Source organism: Brevibacterium sanguinis (assembly GCF_039528855.1).
Taxonomy (GTDB): Bacteria; Actinomycetota; Actinomycetes; order Actinomycetales; family Brevibacteriaceae; genus Brevibacterium; species Brevibacterium sanguinis.
Map to the genome: position 1 here is coordinate 424,576 of NZ_BAAAMB010000005.1, position 13,947 is coordinate 438,522.

12 protein-coding genes are annotated in these 13,947 nt (G+C 67.4%); 2 read left to right on the forward strand and 10 right to left on the reverse strand.

From position 1 onward, the window contains the following. From ABD154_RS06735 to ABD154_RS06780, 10 genes are all read right to left on the reverse strand, one after another. A partial coding sequence (locus tag ABD154_RS06735; RefSeq protein WP_344250707.1) for a DNA repair protein RecN occupies window positions 1-1,402 on the reverse strand: 1,402 nt, incomplete at its 3' end. Window position 1,403: 1 nt separating this feature from the next. Further along, a complete protein-coding gene (locus tag ABD154_RS06740; RefSeq protein ID WP_198499044.1) occupies window positions 1,404-2,345 on the reverse strand; it encodes an NAD kinase in 942 nt (313 codons plus the stop codon). Continuing rightward, window positions 2,342-3,145, reverse strand: coding sequence for a TlyA family RNA methyltransferase (locus ABD154_RS06745; protein ID WP_344250710.1), 804 nt, complete (start codon window positions 3,143-3,145; stop codon window positions 2,342-2,344). The genes ABD154_RS06740 and ABD154_RS06745 overlap by 4 nt, the downstream gene beginning before the upstream one ends. Continuing rightward, a complete protein-coding gene (locus ABD154_RS06750; protein ID WP_344250712.1) occupies window positions 3,142-3,381 on the reverse strand; it encodes a hypothetical protein in 240 nt (79 codons plus the stop codon). The genes ABD154_RS06745 and ABD154_RS06750 overlap by 4 nt, the downstream gene beginning before the upstream one ends. Further along, window positions 3,374-4,447: an HAD-IIA family hydrolase gene (locus ABD154_RS06755; RefSeq protein WP_344250714.1), complete on the reverse strand. Its 1,074-nt coding sequence runs from the start codon at window positions 4,445-4,447 to the stop codon at window positions 3,374-3,376. The genes ABD154_RS06750 and ABD154_RS06755 overlap by 8 nt, the downstream gene beginning before the upstream one ends. Further along, entirely contained in the window at window positions 4,444-5,496 is a 1,053-nt protein-coding gene (locus tag ABD154_RS06760) for a hypothetical protein (RefSeq protein WP_344250744.1), read from the reverse strand. The genes ABD154_RS06755 and ABD154_RS06760 overlap by 4 nt, the downstream gene beginning before the upstream one ends. Before the next feature lie 1,179 nt (window positions 5,497-6,675). Continuing rightward, a complete protein-coding gene (locus ABD154_RS06765; protein WP_344250716.1) occupies window positions 6,676-7,437 on the reverse strand; it encodes an IclR family transcriptional regulator in 762 nt (253 codons plus the stop codon). Continuing rightward, window positions 7,385-7,975: an RbsD/FucU domain-containing protein gene (locus ABD154_RS06770; protein ID WP_344250718.1), complete on the reverse strand. Its 591-nt coding sequence runs from the start codon at window positions 7,973-7,975 to the stop codon at window positions 7,385-7,387. Before ABD154_RS06770 ends, ABD154_RS06765 begins: the two co-directional genes overlap by 53 nt. Then, window positions 7,900-8,673 (reverse strand): SDR family NAD(P)-dependent oxidoreductase, encoded by a 774-nt coding sequence (locus tag ABD154_RS06775; protein WP_344250720.1) that lies wholly within the window; start codon window positions 8,671-8,673, stop codon window positions 7,900-7,902. Before ABD154_RS06775 ends, ABD154_RS06770 begins: the two co-directional genes overlap by 76 nt. A 26-nt stretch (window positions 8,674-8,699) precedes the next feature. Beyond that, window positions 8,700-10,049, reverse strand: a complete 1,350-nt coding sequence (locus ABD154_RS06780) for an MFS transporter (protein WP_344250722.1) — start codon at window positions 10,047-10,049, stop codon at window positions 8,700-8,702. Between the two features lie 700 nt (window positions 10,050-10,749). Between ABD154_RS06780 and ABD154_RS06785 the strand changes: the two genes are divergently transcribed. Further along, complete coding sequence (locus ABD154_RS06785) at window positions 10,750-12,234, forward strand: aldehyde dehydrogenase family protein (RefSeq protein ID WP_344250724.1); 1,485 nt, start codon at window positions 10,750-10,752, stop codon at window positions 12,232-12,234. Beyond that, window positions 12,231-13,808 carry a GMC family oxidoreductase gene (locus ABD154_RS06790; RefSeq protein ID WP_344250726.1) on the forward strand — a complete coding sequence of 526 codons (1,578 nt, stop codon included), beginning with the start codon at window positions 12,231-12,233 and terminating at the stop codon, window positions 13,806-13,808. Before ABD154_RS06785 ends, ABD154_RS06790 begins: the two co-directional genes overlap by 4 nt. Window positions 13,809-13,947: the final 139 nt, after the last annotated feature.

Sequence of the window (13,947 nt, forward strand, 5' to 3'; positions counted from 1 at the left end):
CGACTCCGGCGTCGACCTCGTCGAAGACGTAGGTCGGCACCCCGTCCTCGGCGGCGCGGACGACTTCGATGGCGAGCATGACGCGGGAGAGCTCACCGCCGGAGGCGACCTTGCCTATGTCGTCACCGGGCGAGGAGTCGTGTGGGGCGAAGGTGAGGCGGATGTCGTCCATGCCGTGGGTCGTCGGTTCCCGTTCGGAGATCTCGAAGGCCACGGCGGCCTTCGGCATCGACAGGGCGGTGAGCTCGCGGCTGACCGCGGCCGAAAACGTCTCAGCGGTCGCCTCGCGCAGGGCCCGCAGGGCCAGGCCCTTCTCCCGCATCGCCTCCTCGGCGGCGGCGAGTTCGGCATCGAGGTGGTCGAGGTCGGCGTCCTCGGTTTCGAGTTCGGTGAGTTCGGCGGCCGCGCGGGCCTCGAAGTCGAGGACCTCGGCGACCGTCTCGCCGTAGGGGGCGAGCGAGCCGAGTTCGGCGCGGCGGGCCTCGGTCTCCTCGAGCGAGGTCTCCCCCAGCTCGTCGAAGCCGGAGAGGTAGGAGCTCAGCTCCGCCGCGGCGTCGGAGAGGCGCAGCACGGTGTCGGAGAGGCCCTCGCGGATGCGGGCGAGCTCCGGGTCGGTGCCCTCGACGTCGCCGAGGCTGCTGATCGCCTCGTGGACGCGGTCGACGGCGGCCCCGGTCTCCTCGAGCTCGGAGCCCAGGAGGAGGTCGTGGGCGGTGCCGACGGCGCGGGTGATGTCCGCTGCGGCCCCGAGCTTCGCCGCGAGCGCCGTCAGCGCCTCGTCCTCGCCGGGCACGGGGCGCACGGCGTCGATCGCGTCAAGGCAGCCGCGCAGCCAGAGGATGCGCTCGCGCCGGGCCGCGGTCGAGTCCTTGATCCGCGCGACCCGGGCGACGGTCTCGCGCCAGGTCTCGAACGCGGACGCATAGGCGGCGGCCGCCTCGGCGAGCTCCGTGCCGCCGGCTGCGTCGAGGAGCCGACGCTGGGCACCTGCGCCCTTGAGCCGCAGCTGCTCGGACTGGCCGTGGAGGGTGATGAGGTCGTCGGCGATCTCGGAGAGGACGGAGATCGGCACGGTCCGGCCGCCTGCGGTCGCCCGGGCCCGGCCCTTGGAGGCGACGGTGCGGGAGATGATCGCGTCGTCGTCGGCGCTGCCGCCGGCCTCCTCGATGCGGACCTGGACGGGGGCGGGGACATCGGTGAAGATGCCTTCGACCTCGGCTTTGTCCGCGCCCTTCCGGACGACTCCGGAGCCGACCTTCTCGCCCATGAGGAGGCTGAGCGCGGAGACGAACATCGTCTTGCCGGCACCGGTCTCACCGGTGACGACGGTGAAGCCGGGGGCGAGTTCGACCTCGGCTTCGGCGATGACGCCGAGGTGGGTGATGCGCAGTTCGGAGATCACGTCAGCCTCCTTCGATCGGTCCCCGCCAACCGGAGACGGGCAGGCGGAACTTCGCGACGAGCCGGTCGGTGAACGGTCCGGTGTGGAGGCGGGCGAGCTTGATCGGGGATTCCGAGCGCTTCGCCTCGACGCGGGAGCCGGCGGGCAGTTCGAGACCGCGGCGCCCGTCGCTCCAGAGGACGGCGGCGAAGTCGGGGTTGGACGGGGTGATCTCGACGCCGAGGCGGGAGTTGGGGTTAACGACGAGCGGTTCGGTGAAGAGGGCGTGGGCGGAAATGGGGACGAGGAGGAGGGCTTCGACGTCGGGCCACACGATCGGTCCGCCGGCGGAGAACGAGTACGCGGTCGATCCGGTCGGGGTCGCGAGGATGACACCGTCGCAGCCGAAGGAGGACACGGGGCGGGAGTCGACGCCGAGGACGACGTCGATCATCCGCGCCTTCGACGTCTTCTCGACGGTCACCTCGTTGAGCGCCCATGCCTCGTAGATGATCTCGCCCTCGTGCCAGACGGCGACGTCGAGGGCGAGTCGTTCCTCGACGAGGTAGTCACGGGCTGCGGCACGGTGGACCGCCTCGTCGAGGTCCTCCTTCTCGCTCTCGGCGAGGAATCCGACGTGGCCGAGGTTGATGCCCATGAGGGGGACGCCGGAGCCGTGGAAGCGCTCGGCGGCGCGCAGGATCGTGCCGTCACCGCCGAGGACGATGACGAGTTCGCACTTCGCACGCCATTCGGGCAGGTCGCTGGCGTTGATGATGACGCAGCGGGAGAGGAGTTCCTGGTGAACCGCGGGATAGGAGCTGCGGGAGGCGATGTCGAGGATCTCCTCGTCGAGGACGACCGGGGTGATGCCGGCGTCGAGGAGGGCCTGACACACCTGGACGGCGGCGACGGCGGAGTCCTCGCGCTGGGGGTGGAGCAGCACCATGATGTAGCGGCTCACGACTCTCCTTCCATGATCTCATCGAGGCGGGCGGTGATGGCCGCCTCGTCGAGCCTAGCGGACGGGGGTGCACTCGATTCGGGTCGAACACGCAGGAAGTACTCGCGGTTTCCGCTGGGACCGGGAAGCGCCGAGGCGGCGATGCCGGTGACGTGCGCGCCGGTGGCGGTGAGCGCGGTGAGGACGGAGTTGAGCGCGCGCCGCCGGTCGGCTGTGCGGGTGACGACGCCGTGCTTGTCGAGGACGGAGCGGGCGAGTTCGAACTGGGGTTTGACCATGAGGAGGAGCTCGCCGCCGGGACGGACGGTGCCAAGCAGCGGCTCGAGGAGGAGGCGCAGGGAGATGAAGGAGACGTCGGCGACGACGAGGTCGACGGCGGGGACGTCCGCGCTGGCGAGGTCGCGGAGGTTGAGGCCCTCGCGGACGTGGACCCGCGGGTCGGTCCGGAGGGTCGGGGCGAGCTGGTCGTGTCCGACGTCGACGGCCCACACCTCGGCCGCGCCCCTGCTGAGGAGGACCTGCGTGAACCCGCCGGTCGAGGCTCCCGCGTCGAGGGCGCGGATGCCGTCGAGGCGGTCGATGCCGAAGTCGTCGAGGGCGCCGAGGAGTTTGTGGGCGCTGCGGGCGACCCACGGGTCGGGGTCGTCCACGGTGAGCGTGTCCGTCGCTGCCACCTCGGCGGCGGGCTTCGTCACGGTGGTGCCGTTGACGCTCACCCGGCCGGCGGCGATCTCACGCGCCGCGCGGGAGCGGGAGGCGAGGAGACCGCGGGCGACGAGTTCGCGGTCGAGTCGGCTCACAGGGAGCCCACCTGACCCTCGAGGTCGTCGAGGAGCTCGGAGATCCGGGCGTGACGGTCCGCGACCGGGGCGTCTGCGGTCTCGGTGAGGCTCGCCCGCCACGCCTCGGTCGGCACGTCCTTGTTGACGGTCCCCGGGGTGGGCGGGGGTGTCGGGGCCGGCTTCGGTGTGCCCGGGGTCGGGGTCGGGGTCTGTGTCGGCGGTTCCGGCGTCGGCGTGTGCTCGGCGTCAGTCATCGATCCTCCTCGGCAGATTTCCCGGCGCAATGCTCTCACCGGCGTTGATGGCTGCCCATGCGAGACGCAGTGCGGCCTCGATCGCCTCCGGGGACGTCAGCGCCGCCTCGGCGAGCTGGAGCTTCCCGTCGACGATCCGCACTCCCCCGCCGGCAGCCTGGGTGCTCGGGCCGGACGCGTCGCCGCGCTCTGGCCCGGCGGTGCGCTGTGCCCCTGCGGCCTCGAGAACGCGCGGCAGGCCGGCAAGTGTCGGCAGCACGAACGCGGGCCGGCGGATCGGGTCGGCGGCGAGCGCATCGTGGAGGTCGTGGACGCCGGTGAGGACGAGTGCGGAGTCGAATTCTGCCCGGTTTCCGCCTTCGATGTCCGTGTCGAGGCGATCGCCGACCATGAGAGGTCGCCGCGCGCCGAGGCGGCGGCCCGCGTGCGTCATGACGTCCGGTGAGGGTTTGCCGACGATGTGCGGCGTTCGGCCGGTCAGTCGCGCGAGCATGTCGACGAACGCGCCGTTGCCGGGGACTCGGCTCGCGCGACCGACCATCGAGAAGTCGGGGTTGGTCGCCCACCAGTCGAGTCCGGCGGTGATCGCTTCGGCGGCCCGCACGATGCCCGCGTACTCGATGTGGGGGTCGAGCCCCTGCGCGAGGGCGACGGGTGAGTCGTCGAGTGAGTCAACGACCTCGAGGCCCTCGGATTCGAGGGCCTCTCGCAGGCCGGTGGTGCCGACGAGGAGGATGGGCGCGCCGGGGCCGAATTCCTCGGACAGGCGTGCCGCAAGCACCTGCGCCGAGGTGATGACCTCCGCGGTCGCGGTCGGGATGCCGAGTGCGGAGATGTGGTCGGCGACGACCTCGGCGGTGCGGGTGGCGTTGTTCGTCACGTAACCGACCGGGATGCCGCGTTCGTGCAGGTCAGCAATCCCGTCGACGGCACCCGGGATGGGGTCGGGGCCGTGGTAGACGACGCCGTCGAGGTCGAAGAGCACGCCGTCGATCGGCGTCCCCGCGGGGACGCCGACCTCATCGGCGACGTCGGCCTCACCGGTGATGCCGGTCGCCGGTGTCACCGGTCTCCGTTCGCCGAATCCGATCCCTGGGATTCGTCGGCGGTGTCGGCTGCGTCGGTGACGGTTGAGTCGGACTCTGCATTTTCGCTGTCAGCGTCAGCACTGTCGGATGCAGCGTCAGCAGTGTCGGCAGCGGCCTCGTCTGCGGCGACAGCTTCGGTGTCTGCGTCGGCACTGTCTGCGCCCACGTCGACACCATCGGATTCCTCGTCAGCTCTGTCGGATTCAGCGTCGGCGAGGATCTCGTCGAGTTCGGCTTCGATCTCGTCGTCGGATACCTTGACCTTCTTCAGCTCCTTCTCCGACACATGGGTCTTCGACTTCGGAGCCGCCTCGGTGGCTGTCGCATCGTCGGCTTGCGTCGGCTCAGTGCCTTCATCATCGTCTGCCGATGTCGCGTCGGCCGGAGCGCCGGCGTCGTCGGGAGTGACCGTCGCGGCCCGATCCGCACTGTCGTCGGACTCCGGGGCCTCCTCGGCGGCAGCGGTGTCCTCAGCGGCGGTGTCGCCGTCCGCCTCGGCGAGCTCTTCGTCGGGGATCTCTTCGACGGTCTCGATCTCGACGCCGAAGTTCGGGTCGGGCTCCTCGTCGCCGAAGAGCGTTCCCGTGGCCTTGGCCGTGCGGCGGGAGAGCTCCTCGTACTTGTCCGCGAGTTCGGTCTCGCCGTGGAGACGGAGGACGTCGGCGTAGGCGGCCATCAGGCGCACGAGGGCACCCGTCGGTCGCTGCGTGAAGTCCTCGGCCTCGATGAGTCGGCGTGCGGCGGCGAGGTCGCCCTGGTCGGACTTCGCGCCGGCGGCGACGATGACGAGCTCCGTGCGGGTGTCGTTTTCGAGATCGGCGTCCTTGGCCCAGTCGAGGAGCTCGAGGGCCTTCTCCGGCTTGCCGCGGCCGCGTTCGGCGTCGGCGATCAGCGCGATGTTCTCGTTGGACCCGGAGATGCGGCGGTGTGTGCGCAACTCGCGGACGGCCTCGTCATACTTCTCGACGTGATAGGCCGCGATGCCGAGGGCTTCGCGGACGAGGCCGACCCGGCCTGCGCGGGCCATGGCCGCCTTCGCGTGTTCGTAAGCGCGCTCGGGATCGGTGTCGAGGAACGCGCCGGTGGCGACGAGGTGCTTGGCAACGGTCTCCGCGTTCTCCTTGTCGAGCGAGCGCAGCTGACCGCGGATCTCCTTGTCGAGTTCCTGGCCGGTGATGCCCTCGGGAATCTCGGGTTCCTCGACGCGGGGGCGGCGAGCGCGCTGTTCGCGAGCGTAGTCGCCGGTGTCGGTGGCACGGGAGGCACGGCGATCGTTCGAGTTGCGGCCATGTCCGCCGCGGTCGTTGCGACGATCGCCGTGGTAGGAACCGCGACGGTCATCGTCACGGCGGTCACCGCGGTATCCACCCCGGCGGTCGTCATCACGACGGTTGCCCTGGTACCCGCCTCGACGGTCGTCATCACGACGGTTGCCCTGGTAGCCACCACGGCGTTCACCGTCATTCGAACGGCCTCCGCCGTAGCCACCGCGACGATCGTCGTCGCGACGATTGCCCTGGTAGCCACCCCGGCGTTCACCGTCATTCGAACGGCCGCCGCGGAATCCGCCCTGACGCTCGTCATCATTCCGACGGTTGCCCTGGTAACCGCCCCGGCGTTCGCCGTCGTTAGAACGACCTCCGGCGAAGCCACCTCGGCGATCATCGTCATTCCGTCGGTTGCCCTGGTAACCCCCGCGACGGTCGTCGTCACGACGGTTGCCTTGGTAACCGCCCCGGCGTTCGCCGTCGTTCGAGCGGCCTCCGCCGAAGCCACCTCGGCGGTCATCATCGTTCCGACGGTTCCCCTGGTAGCCGCCACGACGTTCACCATCGTTGGATCGGCCGCCGCGGAATCCACCCTGACGATCGTCGTCGCGACGATTGCCCTGGTAGCTGCCTCGGCGGTCATCTCTGCGATCGGACTGACGTGGCCCGCGGGCTCCTCGCGACGACGGGGAGTCCTGTCGACGATTGCGACTGCCTCCGCGGTTGTCGTCGCCCGAGCGGCGGTTGTGCTGGCTGTCTCGCGAATCCCCTTGGGCCACGATTCTCCCTATAAAGACTTTTCAATGATTCCGATCCATTCTAGTCCACGACCTCCGCCGGCAAGGGCGAGGAGAGACCATCAGCGGTTGCCTCCCCGCAGAGGTATGCAGTCATATGCACATCGCACTCCCCCTCGGTTTGCCGTGTTTCCGATCGCTCTATTCGGGGCCGGACTCCTGTTCCCTCCACCCGAGGTCGTGACTGATCGCACTGGTCGTCTCCACAAGTGCAGGAAGGCTCTTCTCAAGCGCCTCAAGGTCGAGGCGGGTGCGGAAGGCGGTGATGGACACGGCCCCGGCTACATCTCCTCCATGATCGAAGACTGGAGCTGCGATGCAATTCGACAAGTCGTCGTACTCACCGTCGTCGTAGGACCAGCCGCGCTCCTGAACTCCCGTCAGTACTCGTTCGTAGTCCTCGCGATGTGTGATCGATCGCTCAGTGTAGGCAGGGAACTCTGCCCGGGAGAGAATCTCGTGCCGACGTGAACTCGGAAGGAACGCGAGGATTGCCTTCGCGACGCCGGCGGTGCTCACGACTACCTCACCACCGATCTCCGTGTTGAGAACAATTGAATCCCGTGGCTCGATCTTGTCGACATACCTGATGCGACCACCGTCGGGCACTGCGAACTGCACAGTGAGGCCCAGTCTGGTGCTCAGCTGCTGCAGGTGGGGATGGGCGAGGCCGCGCAGATCGAAGTGAGCCATCGCAGACTTCGCCAGAGCTGCGAGACGGAATCCGGTGCCGAACTTGCCGGGTTCGGTCTGTCTGATGAGTCCGGCTTCCTGCAGCGTCAACAGGGTTCGCAATGCCGTCGTGCGGTGCACTCCGAGGCTGGCGGCGATTTCGGCCGCGGTCTGCGGCTCAGCGCTGCACAGCTCCAGAATCTGCACTGCGCGAAACACCGTAGAGCTCATGTTCTCGTTGTCCGTTTCTCTCAGAGCGCTGACCCGACGGACCCGGCAGGAGCCGGGTCACCCCGATGCGCAGCAGTGCGTTCGCGAAGCGGCGGGTGTCGCCCGTCACCACACACAACCCTAAATCCTCCGACCGGGTGAGGGCTTTGAATTCGTCGCGCTCCACACGATCGCGCGGAACATCGCCGACCGCTCCGGCGATTTGGCGTCCGACAGTGGCGAGCTCGTCGGTGGGGGCGAGCATTGTCGTGACGGATTCAATGGCGATCGTTCGCGCGAGGCAGCCTGCGACGTCCGGGGTGAGCGGCACGTCCGGAACGATGGCGGTATGGACCACGACTGCTCTCGGGTTCGTCGAAGTTGCCACGGCGTAATGTGCGTCGGTCACAAGGACGAGGGATCCATGCCCCAGCCGAGCCAGCGCTGACAGAATCTCAGGGTGGATGATCGGTGTGCGCAACATCAGCTGAAGAACTGTCCGCCGTTGACATCGACGATCGCTCCCGTGACGAAGGACGATGCCGGAGACGCCAACCATGCCACAGCATGAGCGACGTCAGCCGGCACACCTGCGCGCCCGACCGGGATGCCTGCCACAGTCGAACTCTTCGATTCCGGGGAGGTGAACGTGTCGTGGAACGGCGTCGCTTCGATGAAGCCCGGTGCCACCGCGTTGACGGTGATTCCGCGCTCGGCGACCTCGGAGGCGAGACCGCGGGTGAAACCGAACAATGCCGCCTTCGAAGTGGCGTATGCAGTGGCACCAGCGTGCCCACCGCTGCGCCCGGCGAGAGACGCCACGGTGATGATTCGTCCTCCCGGTCCCATCAGCGGCAGCATTCGCTTCGTCACGAGGAAGGTCGAGTCGACGTTGAGCGCCTGGACTCGACGGAAGAGCTCATAGGACATCTCGGCGATGGTCGAACGTTGGATGAGCCCGCCAGCGTTATTGACGAGTATGTCCACCGCACCGATGCCTTCGATCTGTGAACCGAGGTCGGCAACTTCGTCCTCGACGGTGAGATCGGCGGCGATCGCCACCGGTTCCTGCCCGTCGATACTGATGAGGCGTGCAAGGGCCTCATCATCCGGACGGTGGGAGCGATAGGTGACAGCGACGCGAGCGCCGCGAGCTGCGAGCGACTCGGCGATCGAGGCACCGATGCCGACTCCGCCCCCTGTGACGAGGGCGAGTTTTCCGGCGAGATCCTGGTTCGCGTTGGACAGTGTGTTCATGGAGTTCCCTTTCTGGATCGCGCCAATCAGACGCTGTGTGAATTCATGGACTGTGAGCCGCGGAAGGCCAGCTCGGTGTTCCCTTCGGGGCGGCGCCCGGCGAAGACGACTGTCGCGATTGCCGTGGCACCGAGGGCCGAGGCGAGGAACAGCACTCCGGCCTGCGTCGACCCCGTCGCATCGATGAGCCATCCGACAACGACCGGTGAGACGAAACCGGCAATATTCCCTACCGATCCGACGAGTGCGATGCCGGCCGCTGCGGCAGGACCGACGAAGAGACTCGCCGACATTGAGAGCATCGGCCCGATGGCGGAGTAGACGCCTATAGACACGACGCATAGCGCGGCGATTGCCACAATCGGGGAAAAGGCCAGACTGAAGCCGGCAACCACGAGGCCCAAAGCGGCTGTCCCGAGGCTGACAGCGACATGGAGGGCACGCTTGCCCGTGCGATCGGCGCGGCCACTCCACCACAGCACGAAGGACGCTCCTGCCGCGTAGGGAATTGCGACGACGAGGCCGCGCTGCAAAGGTGCGAAGTCGCCGAGTTCGGAGACGATCGATGGGAGCCAGAAGGCAAGTCCGTAGATGCCGAGCACCATACCGAAATTGAGCAGCGCGTACCCCCAAGCCAGCGGATTTCTCAGGGCCGCGGAGAACGACACTCCAGTGGAGGCGATCCGGGCGGCGTCCTCGTCGATGGTCTTCTCCAGAGCCGCTTTCTCCACGTCGGTCAGCCACCTCGCCGCGGCGGGATGATCGGTCATGATGAAGGGCACGATGAGGCCGAAGATGACAGCGGGGAACCCCTCGACGAGGAACATCCACTGCCAACCATGCAGCCCGGCGACGCCGTGCATCTGCAGCAGGAGACCGCTGATCGGTGCTCCAAGCATGTTCGCGATCGGTTGGGCAAGGACGAAGACGCCGAGGATCGCCGCGCGCTGTCGAACAGGAAACCACAGGGTCAGATAGAACACGACCGCGGGAAAGAAGCCAGCCTCAGCAATCCCGAGGAGCAGCCTCACGATCGAGAACGACACGTCGTCGACGACAAATGCCGTGCCCATCGCAAGCAGCCCCCAGGGAATGAGGATGCGGGCGATCCAGCGCCGCGCACCGAACCGGTGCATCCCGGCGTTGCTGGGGATCTCGAATATCGTGTACCCGATGAAGAAGAGGCCGGCGGCGAGGCCGAACGCCGAAGCACTGAGGTTGAGCGTTTCGCTCATCTCCTCACGAGCGAAACCGACATTGTTCCGATCGAGGTAGGCGATGAAATACAGGATGCAGACCAGTGGGAGGATCCGCCATCGCGCCTTGCGCAGTGCACTGGCGAGCGGGGATTGAGGGGTGATGGTGGCAGACGACATGAGACTCCTTCGGCGCAATATCGCGGCAATGCCTTGGGACTGCAAAACACAGAGAACGGACTGCGGTGTCCACTCGGTTGTGCGTCGGCTCGCGGACCCACTCGGGACAAACGAATCGACGACACCCTGACGGTACACTCATTGCACTCTTAGTGCAATATATGCACCTCGATCCTTGGGCTCACTCCATGCGCTAGTCCGGATACCGATCTCCATTCCGCCGCGGCACCCTGTGGTCGCGAACACGTCACAGCAGGTCGGAACGCCGTTTTCCGTTCAGTGAAAGCTGGTTGAGAAACTCAGACCTACCAGGTGGTACGCCGTGCCCGCTCTGTTAGACTCTCTCGCGAACCGATCAGTGCGCCCCGGTTCCGGGGCATCCACCCATGCGCATGCAGACAGTGGGGTATTCATGGCCGCAGGCACACCGTTAGCTGCGAGCCTGCACACGGTTTCACATCACTCTCGCCATCGCGGGACGAATACACTGGCGGCCGAACTCGGGGCATCGGAATCCACCCCCGTGCGGGAACCAGATCGCGATCCATCATCCCCACCCCCGGGCCGGTCGGAGTGACCGCCGGCAGGGGCCCAAGACAACGACACGAGGACACCCACTCATAACGTCTGCCCATATCGCCCCATGTCGTCGGCGCCGCTGATCGCAGCCCACGGATTCGAATCAGGAACAGGAGACATCGTGCCCAATACACTCTTCATCGATGGACAGTGGGTCTCGGCCCAGGACGGCGGAACCCGGGAGATCCACAATCCTGCCGACGACAGCCTCGTGGCCGTCGTCGACGAAGCCAGCCCAGCCGACACCGAACTCGCGATCGCCGCGGCCCGTCGCGCCTTCGACTCCGGCGTGTGGTCGAGCGTGCCGGCAAGCGAACGCGGCGACTTCCTGCTGCGCTTCGCCGCCGCCCTGCGCGAGCGCAAGGAGGAATTCGCCGTCGCCGAGTCGCTCGACACCGGGAAGCGGATCGTCGAGTCGCGCATCGACATGGACGACATCGCGAACTGCTTCGACTACTTCGGCAAGCTCGCCGCCAATGATGCCGGCCGCATCGTCGACGCCGGTGCCGACTCGGTCGTCAGCCGCATCTCCTACGAACCGGTGGGCGTCTGCGCGCTCATCACCCCGTGGAACTACCCGCTGCTCCAGGCGGCGTGGAAGATCGCGCCGTGCCTGGCTGCCGGCAACACCTTCATCCTCAAGCCCGCCGAGCTCACCCCGCACACGGCGATCATGACGATGCAGGTCATGGAGGAGCTCGGGCTGCCGGCCGGCGTCGGCAACCTCATCCTCGGCGCCGGAGCCGATGCGGGTGCACCGCTGTCGACGAGCGAGGACGTCGACATGGTCTCGTTCACCGGCGGACTCGTCACCGGTCGACTGCTCGCGGCCAACGCCGCGGCGACGGTGAAGAAGGTCGCGCTCGAACTCGGCGGCAAGAACCCCAACGTCGTCTTCGCCGATGCCGCCCTCGATGCCGCCCTCGACAACGCCCTCAACGGCGCGTTCGTCCACTCGGGCCAGGTCTGCTCGGCCGGTGCCCGCCTCATCGTCGAGGATTCGATCGCCGAGGAGTTCGTCGACAAGCTCGTCGAACGCGCTTCTCAGATCCGCCTCGGCGGGCCCTTCGATCCCGACGCCGAGACCGGCCCGCTCATCTCCGCCGCGCACCGCGACAAGGTGACGAAGTACGTGGAGAAGGGTGTCGCCGAGGGCGCCCGCGTGCGCTGCGGCGGCAAGTGGGGCGAAGGCGACCTCGAGAACGGCTACTACTACCTGCCGACGGTGCTCGACAACGTCGAACGCGGCATGTCGGTCGTCTCCGATGAGGCCTTCGGACCCGTCGTCACCGTCGAGACGTTCTCGTCCGTCGACGAGGCGGTCGAGACCGCCAATGACACGATCTACGGTCTCGCGGGTGCCGTGTGGACGCAGGATGCCGGCAAGTGCCAGGAGGTCGCGGCGAAGCTGCGCCACGGCACGATCTGGATCAACGACTTCCACCCCTACCTGCCGCAGGCCGAGTGGGGCGGTTTCAAGCAGTCCGGCTTCGGCCGTGAGCTGGGCCCGACGGGCATGGCCGAATACCAGGAGGCCAAGCACATCTACCACAACCTCGAGCCCGCCGTCACCGGCTGGTTCCCCGTCCACACCGAAAGCGAATGAGGAGAGTTCCCGTGGATACCACGCACAGCTTTGACTATGTCGTCGTCGGCGGCGGATCGGCCGGCGCTGCCGTTGCCGCTCGCCTGAGCGAGGACCCGAACGTCACCGTCGGCCTCCTCGAGGCGGGCCCCACCGACGTCGACGAAGACGTCATCCTCCGCCTCAACCGGTGGATGGAGCTCCTCGAATCCGGCTTCGACTGGGACTACCCGATCGAGAAGCAGGAGCACGGCAACTCGTTCATGCGCCATGCCCGCGCGAAGGTCCTCGGCGGCTGCTCCTCGCACAACTCGTGCATCGCCTTCTGGGCCCCGAAGGAGGATCTCGACGAGTGGGAGTCGAAGTACGGCGCCACCGGCTGGGGTTCGGCGGAGACCTTCGGCCTCTACAAGAAGCTCGAGAACAACGAGCTGCCCGGTGACCATCACGGCCACGACGGTCCCGTGCGCCTGATGAACGTTCCGCCCGTCGATCCGTGCGGCATCGCCCTCCTCGAGGCGTGCGAGGAGGCGGGCATCCCCCGCGTCCAGTTCAACGAGGGCGAGACTGTCATCAACGGGGCGAACTTCTTCCAGGTCAACCGCAAGGATGACGGCACCCGGTCGTCCTCCTCGGTGTCCTACCTCCACCCGATCCTCGACCGTGAGAACCTCACGATCCTCACCGACACCCAGGCCAAGGAGATCGAGCTCGACGACGAGGGCAACGCCGTCGCCGTCCTCGTCGTCAACAACGCCTTCGGCAAGACCCACCGGATCGAGGCGACGAAGGAGGTCATCGTCTCCGCCGGTGCGATCAACACCCCTCAGCTGCTCATGCTCTCGGGCATCGGTCCGAAGGACCACCTCGCCGAGGTGGGGATCGAGGCCCGCGTCGATGCGCCGGGAGTCGGGGAGAACCTTCAGGACCACCCCGAGGGCGTCATCAGCTGGGAGGCCAAGCAGCCGATGGTCGAGGATTCGACCCAGTGGTGGGAGATCGGCATCTTCTCCCCCACCGAGGACGGACTCGATCGCCCCGACCTCATGATGCACTACGGGTCGGTGCCCTTCGACATGCACACGGTCCGGCAGGGCTACCCGACCGCGGAGAACACGTTCTGCCTGACGCCGAACGTCACGCATGCCCGCTCGCGCGGCACGGTGCGGCTGCGGTCGTGCGACTTCCGTGACAAGCCCTTCGTCGACCCGCGCTACTTCACCGATCCCGACGGCCACGACATGCGCGTGATGATCGCCGGCATCCGCAAGGCCCGCGAGATCGTCTCCCAGGACGCGATGAAGGACTGGGCGGGCCGTGAGCTGTTCCCCGGCACCGAGGCGCAGACCGACGAGGAGCTCGAGGACTACATCGTCCGCACCCACAACACCGTCTACCACCCGGTGGGCACGGTGAAGATGGGCGCCGCCGACGACGACTCCGCACCGCTCGACCCGCAGCTGCGCGTCAAGGGCGTCAATCGCCTGCGCGTCGTCGATGCCTCGGCGATGCCCGAGATCACCACCGTCAACCCGAACATCACCGTGATGATGATGGGCGAGAAGCTCGCGGAGATGATCAAGAACGGTCAGTGACCCGTCGGGCGGGGCCGGGGTGGTCGCCGAGGCGGCTCTCCGGATCTGACGGACCCCTGACTCCCAGCGCACCGGGCTCCCGGGCTCAACGCTCTCAGCGCATAAGGGCCGGTCGCACACTTTTCGAGGTGTGCGACCG